This window comes from Bordetella genomosp. 11, assembly GCF_002261215.1.
GTDB lineage: Bacteria > Pseudomonadota > Gammaproteobacteria > Burkholderiales > Burkholderiaceae_B > Bordetella_C.
In genome coordinates this window covers 207,235-221,181 of the sequence record NZ_NEVS01000001.1, presented here as the reverse complement: position 1 = coordinate 221,181, position 13,947 = coordinate 207,235, and the positions used below count along the sequence as shown (strand labels likewise).

The following is a 13,947-nucleotide window of genomic DNA, read 5'->3' as shown; positions in this document are numbered from 1 at the left end:
CCCTGGCGCCGGGCCCATCGGACAATCATGAAATAAACGCGGGGCCCGGCCCTAGCGCCTGCGGCCGGGCGAAGATGCCGTCACGCGGGAGAACCGCACCGTATTGACCAGGACGGCCATGCCGGCGCATATCGCCCCCAGGATAATCGCCACCAGCGGCCCGTGCGACGGCGCCAGGCCGAAGGCGGTGGCCACCAGCGCGGTACCGAAACTCTGGCCGAAGACCCGGGTGGTGGCCTGCACGCCGCCGATGGCGCCGCTGCGGGTGCGGGGCGCGGCCGAAATCATGGAACGGTTGTTCGGCGTCTGGAAAAAACCGAAACCCAGGCCACAGATCAGCATGCCCGCGACGATCCACGCGTTGGACGCGCTGTGCGGCAAAACCGCCAGCCACACCAGGCCGAACGTCATGCAGCCCGCCCCCACGCCGCTGAGCGCGGCGGCCGAATAACGGTCGGACAGGCGTCCGGCCAGCGGCGCCACGACGGCGGTGCCGACAGGCCAGGCGGCCAGCAGCATGCCGACCTCCAGATGCGGCCGGCCCAGCACGGACTGGAAATAGAAGGGCAGGGAAACATAGGCGCTCATCTGCGCCGCGAACGTGCACGCCGATGCGGCGACCGCATAGGCCACCGCCTGGATGCGCAGCAGGTCGACGGGCACCAGCGGCGCGGCCTGGCGGTTGGCGCGGCGCACCAGCAGGATGCCGGCGAGCACCGAAATCGCCACCATGCCCAGGCCGCGGATCAGGTCTTCGTGCAGATTGTCCACACCGGTAATGAACACGCCCAGCACCACCATGCAAAGCAAGGCGCTGATCACATCGAAAGGCGTCGTATTGCGCGGCGGGTCGGGCAGGAACCGGACGAGGAAAAGCCCGAAAATGCCGATGGGCACGTTCACCGCGAATATCCATGGCCAGTCGGCAACCGACAGGATCACCGATCCCAGCGTCGGCCCGAGCACCGACATCACGGCCACCAGGGTGGCATTCAGGCTGATGCCCCGGCCCAGCTTGGCCAGGGGATAGATATTGCGCACCAGCCCGCCGAACATGCACATCAACGACGCCGCCCCCACGCCCTGGAACATGCGCGCGAGTATCAGCGTCGTCAGCGAACTGGCCATGGCGCAGCCCAACGACGCCAGCGTGAACAACGCCAGGCCCAGGCCGAACATGCGGCGAAAGCCGACCCGTTCGGCCAGCGCCGACAGCGGCAGCAGCATGACGACGACGGACACGCTATAGGCATTGACGATCCACACCGCGCTGGCCGGATCGATGTTCAGGTCCGCGGAGATCGTCGGCAGCGCCACATTGGCGATGGTGGCGTCCAGCACGGCCAGCGTCATGCCCAGCATCACCACACCGGCGGCCCAATAGCGGCGCGGTGTGGGCAGCCCCTCGAAGACGGGCTTGGGGGCGTCGGCGCCGGATCCCCCCGGTGCGGGACCGGATTGGGCGCTGGGGGGCGTGCTGCTCTGGTCCTTCACGATTTCTTGACCGGACGTTGCCAGTTGTCGATGGTGGCCTGCCGGGCGCGCGATACGGTCAGCTTGCCGGCCGGCGCGTCGCGGGTCAGCGTGGTGCCCGCGCCCAGCGTGGCCCCCTGGCCCACGCGCACCGGCGCGACCAGCTGGGTATCGGAACCGATGAAGACGTCGTCCTCGATGGTGGTCCGGTGCTTGTTCGCGCCGTCGTAGTTGCAGGTGATCGCCCCCGCGCCCACGTTGACGCGCGCGCCCACATCCGCATCGCCGATGTAGGCCAGGTGGTTCGCCTTGCTGTCCACGCCGACGTTGCTGTTCTTCACCTCGACGAAATTGCCGATGTGCGCGCGGTCCGCCAGCGCGGTGCCCGGACGCAGGCGGGCGTAGGGACCGATGCGCGCATCGCGCCCGATCGTCGCGCCCTGCAGATGGCTGTAGGCCTCGACCATGGTGCCGGCGCCGACGCGCACGTCGCGCAGCACGCAATGCGGGCCGATGCGCACGCCGTCGGCCAGCTCGACCTCGCCTTCGAACACGCAGCCCACGTCGATGAACACATCGCGACCGACGCGCAGGCTGCCGCGCAGATCGAAGCGCGCGGCATCCGCGATGGAGGCACCGGCCTCGAGCAGGCGGCGGGCCTGCTCGCGTTGCCAGACGCGTTCGAGCTCTGCCTGCTGCAAGCGGCTGTTCACGCCCAGCGTTTCCCAGCGTTGGGCCGGTTGCGCGCTGCCGACCGCGACGCCGTCCGCGACGGCCAGGCCGACCACATCGGTCAGGTAGTACTCGCCCTGCGCGTTGCGGTTATCGATGCGCGTAAGCCAGTCTTTCAGGCGGGCCGTGGGCGCGGCGAGGATGCCGGTGTTGACCTCGGCGATGGCGCGCTCGTCGTCCGATGCATCCTTGTGCTCGACGATGCGCATGACGTTGCCTTGCGGATCGCGAACGATGCGGCCATAACCGGTGGGATCGTCCAGCGTTTCCGTCAATACGGCCATGCCCGTTCCGCGCGCGGCCAGCAGGCGCCGCAGCGTATCGGGCTGAACCAGCGGCACGTCGCCGTACAACACCAGGGTCACGTCGTCGGCATCGCCTTCCCGCAGCAGCGGAACGGCCTGCGCGACGGCGTGGCCGGTACCGTGCTGGGGCTGTTGCAGGGCAAAGGACAGGTCGTCCTGGCCCTTGAACGCCGTTTTGACGCGCTCCGCGCCATGCCCCACGACCACCACGATACGCGCGGGATCCAGCGCGCGGGCGCTGTCCAGGACATGTTCCAACATAGGCCGGCCAGCCAGGGTATGCAGTACCTTGGGTAGGTCCGATTGCATGCGCTTGCCCAGCCCGGCAGCGAGTATGACGACATTGAGCATGGAATCTCGACAAGAATGCGCCGCCTCGTGGGCGGCGCATGGCTAGAAGGAAACTACGACTGATCAGGGTCCGATTGTATTTTGTTTTTCCTGACGGCCGTTTTACGAGAGGCAGCCCGGCCGGCCGGCGCGGAGGCCGGTTTCGCGGCGCCGCCGCGCTTGCCGGCGGACGACGAACCCGTGCCGGCCGCGCCAGAGGACGGCGCGCCCTGCTGCGCGGAACCCGCTGCCGTGCCTCCAGGCATGGGCGGCATACTGGCGGCCGTGGCGGCCGCCAACTGGTTGAACTGCTGCTGCAGCATGCCCCACCAGGCCTCCGATGCCGATTGCGCGGCCTGGCTGATGGCCTGGGCCGAGCCCGCCGAAGCAGCGCCAGCGCCCTGCGCCGCCGCACCGGCGCCAGCGCCCGCATCGGCAGCCTGTGCGCCCGCATCGGCCGGCGGCTGGCCCGTGGATCGCGCGTGCGTCTCGGGCCCGGGGCCGGCGGCCGCACGCGCTTCGCGCGCCTGCCCGCCGGTGGCGGCACTCGCGCCGCCGGGTGCCGGCTTCAAGCCCAGCACGATTTCCAATGGCGAGGCGTCGCCCCAGCGGGCGGGATCCTGGCTCTGGGTACTGAGGTTGTCGACGAAGGAACGCAGGGTGGCGATGGTGGAGCGCTGGACCTCCATGCCCTGGATGGTGCTGCTCAACATGGACAGATTCATGCGCAGCCAGCTTTCCACGGCACGCAGTTCGGCGATGCGCCGTTCGAGCTCCTGCACGTTCATGGGCGCCGTCATGGGCATCACCTGCGCCAGGCCTCCCGGCCCGGTCAGTCCGGCCCAGGCCTGGCGCATCATCTCCATGCTGGCCAGCAGCGGATTGCCCGCCATGTCGGCCGAACCTTGTCCCATGCCGGGCAGAACGAAGGGATTGCTGTTTTGGTCTGTCATCTCGTCCTCGTGCCCGCGCCGGGCGGTATCAGCCGGGCAACAGCTGGTTGTTTTCGACGCGTATCGCCTGGCCCGGCGCATATTGGAATGGCGTCGCGCTATGGAAGGTATGCGAGCGGCCGTCGTTGGTACGAGCCACAAGCTGATAGCGTGTCACGGTCTGTTGCTGCTTGATATTACGCTCGATTTCGCGGCCTGCCAAAGCACCGCCCACGGCGCCCAGCACGGTCAGCGCGGTCCTGCCATTGCCGCCGCCGAACTGGTTGCCGACCACGCCACCGACCACGCCGCCCGCGACGGTACCGACGATGGGTTCGCTCTGGTTCTGGACCGGCACCTGGACGGTATTCACCGAAACCACGACGCCGCATTGCGGACATGCCGCGGCGCCTGGCTGCCCGGGCGCGGGTGCCTGGCCGGAGGCCGCCGGCGCTTGAGCGCGAGGCTGGGAGCCCGACGCGGGCGCCTGGGCCACACGCTGCGGCGGCGCGGCCGCCGCGCCCGTGGCACCGCCCTGCGCCACCGGCAGCGGCGCCAGATTGGCGTCTTCAGGACCCACCGCGCCGGCGCTGTGCTCGGCGGTCCGCTCCTGTTGGGCGTTGGGCGTGGGAAGCCAGCCCATGATGGCCGCGGTGGCCACGGCACACAGCGCGATCACGCATACGGACGCGATGGCGACCAGGGGATGCAGGCGGCCGCGCGCGGCGACGCCCTGCAAGGGGGCCGGAGTATTCATAAGGGTCTCCTTCTGGAAAAGACGGCCCGATGTATAGCACCCGGACCTATTTACCGCGTATTGCCAAAGTGACCGTTTGAAAGAGTTGCAAAGCCGGGACCGGCAGGGCCCGTAACGTTGAATGCCCCGTCCGCGTTGCCGCATGACTTTGCCCGCGATTCTGGGACAATGATCCGATGGACACCGTCATCCCGATCACACGGCTCGAAGACGCAATCAATTATTGGCGCAACCGCATCCCCGCCACGGGGGAAGAATCACGCCTGTGCGCGCAGGCGTCGGCGCTGGCAACGCCGTATGCGCTGATGATCCTTGCCGGCCGGCGCGATATTCCGGCAACGGAACTGGACGAACCGGCCCGGCAGGCCTACGCGGCCTGGGACGCGGCCGTCGGCGGCCTCAGCCCAGCAAAGCCTTGATATCGTGCGTCAGCGAGGCGACGTCCGAGCCGTTGCCCGCCAGCACCCGTGCCTCGCCCTTGGCGTCCAGCAGGTAGAACGCCGCGCTGTGGTCCATGCTGTAGTCCTTGCCGTTCTTGGCGGGCACCTTGGCGTAATACACCTTGAATGACGTGGCGGCCTGCTTGACCTGCTCCGGCGAGCCGGTCAGGCCCACGAAGGACGGGTTGAAGGTCTGCACGTATTGCTTGAGGACTTCCGGTGTATCGCGCTCCGGATCCACGGTGATCATGGCGACCTGGACGCGCGATGCGTCGGGCCCCAGCGCCTGCATGACCTGCGCCAGTTCCGCCAGCGACGTCGGGCAGACGTCGGGGCACTGGGTATAGCCGAAGAACACCACCATCACCTTGCCGGCGTAGTCCGCCAGCGTGCGCGGCCGGCCGTCCTGGTCGACCATGGACAGGTTCTTGCCCAGGTGCGTGCCCGTGATGTCGCTGCCCTTGAAGGACGGCGCATCCTGCCCGCAGGCCGCCAGCAGAGCGGCGATGGGGGCGGCGGCGAAGGTGCGCAGCAGGGCGCGGCGCGGCAGGGCGATGGCAACGGGCATGGGAGGATCTCGCGACGGATCAGGCCAGCAGCAGGGCCCAGTGATCGATCAGCAGGGCGCCAAACAGCAGCGACAGGTACACGATGGAATAGCGGAACAGCTTGCGCGCGAGGGCATCGGAGTAATCGCGGTACAGCCGCCAGGCATGGCCCACGAACACCCCGCCCAGCACCACGGCGCACACCAGGTAGATCAGCCCGCTCATGCGGATGGCGTAAGGCAGCAGCGTCGTGGCCAGCAGCGCCACGCTGTACAACAGGATGTGCAGGCGCGTGAACTTCTGCCCATGGGTGACCGGCAGCATGGGCAGGCCGGCCTTGATGTAGTCGTTGGTGCGATACAGCGCCAGCGCCCAGAAATGGGGCGGCGTCCAGATGAAGATGATCAGCACCAGCACCCAGGCCTGCGCGGGCGTGGCGTTGGCGATCGCGGCCCAGCCCAGGGCGGGCGGCATGGCGCCCGATAGCCCGCCGATCACGATGTTCTGCGGCGTGCGCGGCTTGAGGATGACCGTGTAGATGACGGCATAGCCGACGAACGTGGCGAAGGTCAGCCACATTGTCAGCGGGTTCACCAGGTTGTACAGCACCAGCATGCCGGCGCCGCCGAGCAGGCCGGACAGCGCCAGGACCTGCTGCGGCAGGATGGTGCCGCGCGCGGTGGGCCGCCGCGCCGTGCGCAGCATGCGGGCGTCGACTTCCTGTTCGATCAGGCAATTGATGGCGAAGGCGGCAGCCGCCAGCAGCCAGATACCCAGCGTCGCGTAGGCGACGCGTTTCAGGTCCGGCATGCCTGGCGCGGCCAGGAACATGCCAATGACGGCGCAAAACACCGCGAGCTGTGTCACGCGGGGCTTGGTAAGCACCAGGTACTGGCGCAGCAATCCGGAATCCGAGGCGGCAAAACTGGTCATGATGGGCGGTATTTTAAACCGGCTGGGCGACAGAACCTGTCAGCAGGCAGGAAAGCCGCCGCGCATTCAACGTATCCCCGCGTCGACGGCGGGGAAATAAGGGGGGCGGGACGGGCGCTCACGCCAGGCCCTCTTGCGGTTGCGCGGCCCGCAATGCGCGCAGCGCGGGGCCGCCGGCCGTGGACAAGCGCACCAGCAGCGTGACCGCCGCCAGCACCAGGCCGGCCGCGCCGCCATTGTGCAGCACGGCGATCAACAGCGGCCACTGGAAGAAGATGGTGGTCAGGCCGGTCAGCAACTGGGCCAGCAGCAGGCCCAGCATCAGGTTGGCGGGCCCGCGCAGGCCGCGTTCCGTGCGCAGGCGGAACCCCAGGATGCCCAGATACAGGAACACGACGAAGGCAAAATTGCGGTGCACCCAATGGATGGCGGTCAGGGCGTACTGCGAGATCATCTCTCCGGAGGGCAATTCGCCCAGCGCGCGGATGATGGAATAGCCGCCCTTGAAGTCCATGGGCGGCAGCCATTGCCCCTGGCAGGTCGGGAAATCCATGCAGGCCAGGGCTGCATAATTGGTGCTGACCCAGCCTCCCAGGGCGATCTGCAGCGTCAGCAGCGCCACGCCGCCCGCCATCCAGCCACGCCAGCGCGCCGCCGCCGCGCCCAGCGGCTGGTAAGGGCGTTCGCGCGCGGCCAGCCACGTCATGACGGCCAGCGTCAGCATGCCGAACAGCAGATGCGAGGTGACGACCACGGGCATCAGCTGATGGGTCACCGTCCACGCGCCGAACGCGCCCTGCACGCATACGATCACCAGCGCGGCCGTCGCCAGCGCGGGCGAATGTCCCAGGCGGCCGCGATAGCGCCATGCCATATAAACAATGGCGATGATAAGCATGCCCAGGATGGATCCGGCATAGCGATGGATCATTTCAATCCAGGCCTTGGACAGCGACACGGCGCCGAAGGGCATGGCCTGGTTGGCGGCATGGATGTCGGACAGCGAACCCAGCGGCGTCACGCTGCCGTAGCAGCCGGGCCAATCGGGGCAGCCCAGGCCGGAATCGGTCAGGCGGACGAAGGCGCCGAACATGATCAGGTCCAGCGTCAGGAACCAGGTGAAGAAAACCAGTTTGCGGTAGCGACGGATAACGGGGTCCATGCGTTCAGCCAATACGCGAGTTGTAGACAAGCTTGCTGACGTCCTTGCGCACCCGGACCGGATCGGCCTCGGCGGGGAATTGCAGCATCAGGTGGCCCAGCGGGTCCACCATCCAGATCGGGCCGGCCAGCGCGGCGGCGGGGTCGGCGGCACCGGCCGGGGCACCCAGCAGGAAAGGCGCCAATTGTTCCGGGCGCCCCCGCACCATCACCGTGCCGCGATAGGCATCCAGCACCTTCTGCGGCACCGGCGCGTCGTCGGTGATGAACCACACACGTGCCAGGCGGTCGACGTTCTTGCCCTGGCTGGCGTGGGTATTACGGATAATGAACAGCTTGCGGGCGCAGGACTCCGGGCACGCGCCGCCGTCGGCCGCCATCAACAGCCACTTGCCTTTCAGGCTGGCCAGATCGAAGGGCTGCCCGTCCAGCGTGGCCAGCGGCAGGGCGGCCGGCGCGGGCATGTCGCGCTGCGGCTCCACCAGCGTGCCGTAATTGCTGCTGTCGTCCGGCCACCATTGCGGGTTCAGGTACATGATCACCGCGCCCAGTATGGGCGCGAGCGTGATCACGAAAATCGCGATCATGACGGACCTGGCGCGTCGCCGCGTGGTGGATGACGCGTCGGGCAGGGGGGTCGGGACGGGTGTGGCCAAAATCGTAATCCTGCGGAAAGTGAATGCTAAACGCGCGGGTGCTTGCGCTTGCGCGATGGCGGGTTGCCGGGTAACGGACACCGGAACCGCTAGGGTCCCCGCCCTCGGCGTGCCGCCCGCGCCGCGCGCGCGGCGCGAACCGCCACCACGACGAAGGCAATGCCGGCGATGCTGGCGAATCCGAACCACTGCATCGCATAGCCCAGGTTCTGGTTGTAGTCCACCGAGGGCTGCGGCCACTCGCGCACAAGCCCGTCGCCGGACGGCGCATGCTGCTCCACGACCGTCGGCAGCAGATGCAGGCCCGTGGCCCGGGCATACGCATCCAGGTCCAGGTTCTGCACCGTGGGCGGCCCCCCGGCGGACGGCCACGCGGTGGGCAGCGCGTCGCCGGAAACGCCACCGGGATTCCATAATTCGAACAGCCGGGGCACCCGCGCCACCAGTTCGCCGCCGACGGTACCGACACCGGCCGGCAACACGGGCACCGTCGCGGCCGGTTCGCCGGGCAGCGTGCGCGGCAGCCAGCCACGCAATACCAGCACCGCGGTGTTCGAGCCCTCTTCCAGCACCATCGGTGTGGCGATCCAGTAGCCGGGCCGTCCGTCCTGATTGCGGTTGTCCAGGCGCACCGTCATGTCGGCGCGCCAGCTTCCCTGTACGGACACCGGCCGCCAGGGCCGCAATTCATCGGTCGACGTGGCGGCCGTCAAGGCCAGCGGCGGCTGCCGGCGGCCGCTTTCGATGGCCGCCAGGATGGCGCGCCTTTCGTCGGCGCGACGCAGCTGCCAGCGTCCCAGGGAGCCCAGCAATACAACCATGATGCCCAGCAGCACCAACGCGGTCAAAGTGCGATGCGCACGAGCCATGTCTGCAATAATCCTGGTTTGCACCCGGAGGCACTATGCGCGTCTTAGTCGTCCTGGCCTTTGTCGGCATCCTGGCCAGCCTGGCCTCGGCCCTGGTCTATCTGATGCGGGATAAAGGTACCACCAACAGGACGGTCAACGCCTTGACCGTGCGCATCGGGCTTTCCGTTGCCCTTTTCCTGTTCGTGCTGCTCGCCCACCATCTGGGCTGGATCGAGAGCACAGGGCTTAGATAGCAGCGGCCGCCGCGGGTTCCCGCGCCAGGTCCGCCCCGTAGCGGCCGCGCGCGGCGCGCCGCCACGGCGCGCCGGCGCTCAGAACCAGTAGACGAACAGGTACAGGCCCAGCCAGACGACGTCGACAAAGTGCCAGTACCAGGCCGCGCCCTCGAAACCGAAGTGATGATCCGCCGTGAAATGACCGCGGATCAGGCGGATCAGGATCACGGTCAGCATGGTCGCGCCCATGATGACGTGGAACCCGTGGAAGCCCGTCAGCATGAAGAACAGCGAACCATACGCCCCGGAACTGAACTTCAGGTTCAGCTCGGTGTAGGCATGGTGGTATTCGAAGGCCTGGCAGCCGACGAACAGCACGCCCAGCAGCACCGTCATGGCCAGCCAGAAGATGGCCTTGCCACGGTGGTCGGCGCGCAGCGCGTGGTGCGAGATGGTCAGCGTGACACCGGAAGTCAACAGCAGGGCCGTATTGATGGTGGGCAACCAGAAGGGCCCGACCGTCGCGAAGTGCTCGACCACGCCCGCCGGACCGAAGTTCGGCCACACGGCGCTGAAATCCGGCCACAGCAGCAGCCTGTGATCCAGATCGCCCAGCCACGGCGTCGTCACGGTGCGCACGTACCACAGCGCGCCGAAGAAGCCACCGAAGAACATGACTTCCGAGAAAATGAACCAGCTCATGCCCCAACGGTAGGACACGTCCACGCGCTTGCTGTTCAAGCCGCGCTCGGATTCGCCGATGGCGTCGCCGAACCAGCGGAACAGCACCGCGATCAGGCACAGCAGGCCCAACAGCACCAGCCACTTGCCCACCGACACGCCGTTGACCCAGCATGCCGCGCCCACCGCGATGATCAGCAGCGAGATCGCGCTGCGCACGGGATGGCCCGAATCCGCGGGCACATAGTAGTAGGGCGCCTCTTTCGCTTGAACCGAGTGTCCTGCACTCATGGTCTTCTCCCTGGTACTTATACGTCGAATGTTTTTCAGCTCTGACTTGCCACGACCCAGCGCACGATGCTAACCAGGACCACCACGAAGATCACGCCCGCCAGTACCCCGGCGACGATCAGGTGCACCGGGTTCAGGCGCGCGTCTTCCTGGTAGCCCGCGCGCTTGCGGATGCCCAGCATGCCCCAGGCCACCGCCTTCAGCGTCTGCAGGAAACTGGATTTGCGGGGCGGGGAATCCGGAGGCAGGGCCATGGTCGCGTCCTCAGGCCACGCCGGCGAACAGGTTGCCGCCCTTGAACATCGCCCAGGCGAATACCGCCACGACGAAAGCCAGCAGCACCAGTCCGATGATACGGTTACGGCGGCGTTGTTCGGGTGTCATGGCGGATCCTGCGTGCATCGCGGTTATGGCCTTATTTCACTTCGGGCGGCGTTTCGAAGGTATGGAAGGGGGCCGGCGACGGCACGGTCCATTCCAGGCCTTCGGCGCCTTCCCACGGCTTGGCGGCGGCCGGCTCGCCCTTGCCCGCATAGCAGCGCAGCATCGCATACAGGAAGATCAGCTGCGACAGGCCGAACCAGAACGCGCCGATGGTGGCGATCTGGTGGAAGGTCGTGAACTGCGCGGCGTAGTCCGCATAGCGGCGCGGCATGCCGGCCAGCCCCAGGAAATGCATGGGGAAGAAGGTCACGTTGAAGGAAATCAGCGAGGACCAGAAGTGCAGCTTGCCCAGCTTTTCGCTGTACATGCGGCCCGTCCACTTCGGCACCCAGTAGTAGGCGCCGGCGAACAGCCCGAACAGCGAGCCCGCCACCAGCACGTAGTGGAAGTGCGCCACCACGTAATAGGTGTCATGCACCTGGATGTCGATGGGCGCCACCGACAGGATCAGGCCGGTGAAGCCGCCCATGGTGAACACGAAGATGAAGCCGATGGCAAACAGCATGGGCGTTTCGAAGGTCATCGACCCGCGCCACATCGTCGCCACCCAGTTGAACACCTTCACCCCGGTGGGGATGGAGATCAGCATGGTCGCGTACATGAAGTACAGCTGCCCGGTCACCGGCATGCCGGTGGTGAACATATGGTGCGCCCACACGATGAAGGACAGCACCGCGATGGCGGCGGTCGCGTACACCATGGAGGCATAGCCGAACAGCGGCTTGCGGGCGAAGGCGGGCACGACGGCGGACACGATGCCGAAGGCCGGCAAGATCATGATGTAGACCTCCGGATGCCCGAAGAACCAGAACACGTGCTGGTACAGGACCGGATCGCCGCCGGCGGCCGCGTTGAAGAAGTCGGTGCCGAAGTGGCGGTCCGTCAGTACCATCGTGATGGCCGCGGCCAGCACGGGCATGACGGCGATCAGCAGGAAGGCGGTGATCAGCCAGGTCCAGCAGAACAGCGGCATCTTCATCAGCGTCATGCCGGGCGCGCGCATGTTCAGGATGGTGACGATGACGTTGATCGCGCCCATGATGGACGAGGCGCCCATGATGTGCATGGCGAAAATGGCCAGGTCCATCCCGGGGCCCATCTGCAGCGACAGCGGCGCATACAGCGTCCAGCCCGCGGCGGTGGCGCCGCCGGGCACGAAGAAGGACGCGGTCAGCAGGATCGCCGCCATCGGCAGGATCCAAAAGCTGAAGTTGTTCATGCGCGCGAAGGCCATGTCCGATGCGCCGATCTGCATCGGGATCATCCAGTTCGCGAAGCCCACGAAAGCCGGCATGATGGCGCCGAACACCATGATCAGGCCGTGCATGGTGGTGAACTGGTTGAACAGCTCGGGACGGAAAAACTGCAGGCCCGGCTCGAACAATTCCGTGCGCAGCAGCAGTGCCAGCGTGCCGCCTTCCAGCAACATCAGGAACGAGAAGATGAGATACATCGTCCCGATATCCTTGTGGTTGGTGGCGAACAGCCAGCGCCGCCATCCGGTGGGGATGGCATGGTGGTGGTCATCGTGACCGTGGCCGTGCCCGTGGCCCGGCTCGACGTGGTCTACAGTGACGCTGCTCATAGTCTCAACTCCTTCCTGCATGTTGCCTGGCCGTTCCACGGCCAGGCTGAGGTATTCGGTATCTGACGAGGGCGATCGCGCCCGGACGGCTGTCCGGGCACGGCGCTAGTGCGGCGACGACTTGACGGTGGACGGCTGGACGGTCGGATCCTGGCCCTTGCCCGCATTGCTCCAGGCATGGCGGGTGTAGGTGATGACCGCCGCGATTTCCACGTCGCTAAGCTGGTTCATGAAGGCCGGCATGGCCGTGCCGGGATGCCCATGCAACACGGTCTTGATCTGTTCGGCCTGCGGGCCCAGCACGATCTTGTCGCCGTCCAGCGCCGGGAAGGAGCCGGGAACGCCCTTGCCGTTGGCCTGGTGGCAGACTACGCAGTTGGCGCCGAAGACCTTTTCACCGCGGGCGACCAACTCGCCTTCGGTCCACTGCTTGTTGGGATCGTCGGCGGCCGAGGCCAGTTTTTTCTTCTGCTCGTCGGCCCACTTGGCGAAGTCTTCCTTGGACTTGACCTCGACCACGATGGGCATGAAGGCGTGGTCCTTGCCGCACAGTTCGGCGCACTGGCCGCGGTAGGTACCCACCTTTTCCGCGCGGAACCAGGTATCGCGCAGGAAGCCGGGGATCGCATCCTGCTTGACGCCGAAGTCCGGCACCATCCAGGAATGGATGACATCACCGGCGGTCAGCACCACGCGCACCTTCTGGTCCACGGGCACTACCAGGGGATTGTCCACCTCCATCAGGTAGAACTCGCCCTTGGGCTCGCGGCCTTCGATCTGCGCGCGCGGCGTGGCCAGCGTGGACAGGAATTTGACGCCGGTGGCGGGGCCGTCGACGTACTCGTAGCCCCACTTCCATTGATAGCCCGTGACCTTGACGGTCAGGTCGGGGCTGGACGTGTCCTTCATGGCCACCACCGCTTTGGTGGCCGGCAAGGCCATGGCGATAACGATGAAGAAAGGGATGACGGTCCAGGCGACTTCCACGCCGACATGCTCGTGGAAGGTGGCCGGCTGGTATCCGCGCGATTTGCGATGCGCCCAGATCGAATAGAACATGACGCCGAAGACGCCGATGAAAATGACCACGCAGATGATGAGCATCATCCAGTGCAGCCACATCACATCATGGGCGATCTGCGTAACGCCTTCGTGCAGGTTTAGCTGGTCGACCCTGGGGCCTCCGGGCATATCCTTGACCTGGGCACAGGCAATGCCGCTTGCCAGCATTGCACACGTTCCCAGTATCCCTCTCCACTTCTTCATGCTGACCCTCTATCATGACGCGTCCAGGGCCGTGCCGATGTGGCAGGGTGCTGCCGGTACCTACACGGGAAAACGCGTGATTATTGGACGGCAGATTTCGAGACGGGCATAAAAACCACTGCCGACCCGCGTCGGTTCTGCTCGAATCACAAAGAAACCGCCGGATTATAGCGGAGCGCGCCCCCCCCGTATCGATATGCAGGGCAAGAGGGCCGGCCGGGCTCGCCCGGCACGCCGCCGCGGCGGCCGTCCGCAAGCCCCCTGCCCATGGTTCGGACCAGGGTCCCGCGCGGTTCGCGGCACGCGTTCCAGCCATGTCCGGGCGC

The 13,947-nt window shown here is 66.8% G+C and carries 16 protein-coding genes; 2 read left to right on the top strand and 14 right to left on the bottom strand.

The window, feature by feature from the left end; all coding sequences use genetic code 11:
• Nucleotides 1-51: 51 nt before the first annotated feature.
• The 4 genes from CAL28_RS01020 to CAL28_RS30150 form a co-directional block, all read right to left on the bottom strand.
• Entirely contained in the window at nucleotides 52-1,401 is a 1,350-nt protein-coding gene (locus CAL28_RS01020) for an MFS transporter (protein ID WP_254926011.1), read from the bottom strand.
• A gap of 89 nt (nucleotides 1,402-1,490) precedes the next feature.
• Nucleotides 1,491-2,861, bottom strand: a complete 1,371-nt coding sequence (gene glmU, locus CAL28_RS01015) for a bifunctional UDP-N-acetylglucosamine diphosphorylase/glucosamine-1-phosphate N-acetyltransferase GlmU (protein ID WP_094839571.1) — start codon at nucleotides 2,859-2,861, stop codon at nucleotides 1,491-1,493.
• Nucleotides 2,862-2,914: 53 nt separating this feature from the next.
• The gene (locus tag CAL28_RS01010) at nucleotides 2,915-3,793 is read right to left on the bottom strand and encodes a PhaM family polyhydroxyalkanoate granule multifunctional regulatory protein (RefSeq protein ID WP_094839570.1); all 879 of its coding nucleotides are present in this window, start codon (nucleotides 3,791-3,793) and stop codon (nucleotides 2,915-2,917) included.
• A 28-nt stretch (nucleotides 3,794-3,821) separates the two neighbouring features.
• Nucleotides 3,822-4,529 carry a glycine zipper 2TM domain-containing protein gene (locus tag CAL28_RS30150; RefSeq protein WP_094839569.1) on the bottom strand — a complete coding sequence of 236 codons (708 nt, stop codon included), beginning with the start codon at nucleotides 4,527-4,529 and terminating at the stop codon, nucleotides 3,822-3,824.
• 176 nt (nucleotides 4,530-4,705) lie between these two features.
• Between CAL28_RS30150 and CAL28_RS01000 the strand changes: the two genes are divergently transcribed.
• Nucleotides 4,706-4,948, top strand: coding sequence for a DUF3717 domain-containing protein (locus tag CAL28_RS01000; protein ID WP_094839568.1), 243 nt, complete (start codon nucleotides 4,706-4,708; stop codon nucleotides 4,946-4,948).
• On the opposite strand, the gene CAL28_RS00995 is transcribed toward CAL28_RS01000, so the two are convergent.
• The 5 genes from CAL28_RS00995 to CAL28_RS00975 form a co-directional block, all read right to left on the bottom strand.
• Complete coding sequence (locus CAL28_RS00995) at nucleotides 4,929-5,537, bottom strand: SCO family protein (RefSeq protein WP_094839567.1); 609 nt, start codon at nucleotides 5,535-5,537, stop codon at nucleotides 4,929-4,931. The genes CAL28_RS01000 and CAL28_RS00995 overlap by 20 nt on opposite strands.
• 19 nt (nucleotides 5,538-5,556) lie before the next feature.
• On the bottom strand, nucleotides 5,557-6,450 hold the full coding sequence (gene cyoE, locus CAL28_RS00990) for a heme o synthase (RefSeq protein WP_094839566.1): 894 nt from the start codon (nucleotides 6,448-6,450) through the stop codon (nucleotides 5,557-5,559).
• Nucleotides 6,451-6,568: 118 nt separating this feature from the next.
• Nucleotides 6,569-7,612 carry a COX15/CtaA family protein gene (locus CAL28_RS00985; protein ID WP_094839565.1) on the bottom strand — a complete coding sequence of 348 codons (1,044 nt, stop codon included), beginning with the start codon at nucleotides 7,610-7,612 and terminating at the stop codon, nucleotides 6,569-6,571.
• A 4-nt stretch (nucleotides 7,613-7,616) separates the two neighbouring features.
• Nucleotides 7,617-8,198, bottom strand: a complete 582-nt coding sequence (locus tag CAL28_RS00980) for an SCO family protein (RefSeq protein ID WP_094839564.1) — start codon at nucleotides 8,196-8,198, stop codon at nucleotides 7,617-7,619.
• Between the two features lie 158 nt (nucleotides 8,199-8,356).
• Complete coding sequence (locus tag CAL28_RS00975) at nucleotides 8,357-9,136, bottom strand: SURF1 family protein (RefSeq protein WP_094839563.1); 780 nt, start codon at nucleotides 9,134-9,136, stop codon at nucleotides 8,357-8,359.
• 35 nt (nucleotides 9,137-9,171) lie between these two features.
• On the opposite strand from CAL28_RS00975, the gene CAL28_RS00970 reads away from it, so the two are divergent.
• Nucleotides 9,172-9,372 carry a twin transmembrane helix small protein gene (locus tag CAL28_RS00970; RefSeq protein ID WP_094839562.1) on the top strand — a complete coding sequence of 67 codons (201 nt, stop codon included), beginning with the start codon at nucleotides 9,172-9,174 and terminating at the stop codon, nucleotides 9,370-9,372.
• 78 nt (nucleotides 9,373-9,450) lie between these two features.
• Here CAL28_RS00970 and CAL28_RS00965 read toward each other — a convergent pair whose 3' ends face one another.
• The 5 genes from CAL28_RS00965 to coxB form a co-directional block, all read right to left on the bottom strand.
• Complete coding sequence (locus CAL28_RS00965) at nucleotides 9,451-10,326, bottom strand: cytochrome c oxidase subunit 3 (RefSeq protein ID WP_094839561.1); 876 nt, start codon at nucleotides 10,324-10,326, stop codon at nucleotides 9,451-9,453.
• 35 nt (nucleotides 10,327-10,361) lie between these two features.
• Nucleotides 10,362-10,580, bottom strand: a complete 219-nt coding sequence (locus tag CAL28_RS00960; protein WP_094839560.1) for a DUF2970 domain-containing protein — start codon at nucleotides 10,578-10,580, stop codon at nucleotides 10,362-10,364.
• 10 nt (nucleotides 10,581-10,590) lie between these two features.
• Nucleotides 10,591-10,710: a cytochrome oxidase small assembly protein gene (locus tag CAL28_RS29885; RefSeq protein WP_217906518.1), complete on the bottom strand. Its 120-nt coding sequence runs from the start codon at nucleotides 10,708-10,710 to the stop codon at nucleotides 10,591-10,593.
• 31 nt (nucleotides 10,711-10,741) lie between these two features.
• On the bottom strand, nucleotides 10,742-12,355 hold the full coding sequence (gene ctaD / locus CAL28_RS00955) for a cytochrome c oxidase subunit I (protein ID WP_094839559.1): 1,614 nt from the start codon (nucleotides 12,353-12,355) through the stop codon (nucleotides 10,742-10,744).
• 105 nt (nucleotides 12,356-12,460) lie between these two features.
• A complete protein-coding gene (gene coxB / locus CAL28_RS00950) occupies nucleotides 12,461-13,621 on the bottom strand; it encodes a cytochrome c oxidase subunit II (protein WP_094839558.1) in 1,161 nt (386 codons plus the stop codon).
• Between the last annotated feature and the right edge of the window lie 326 nt (nucleotides 13,622-13,947).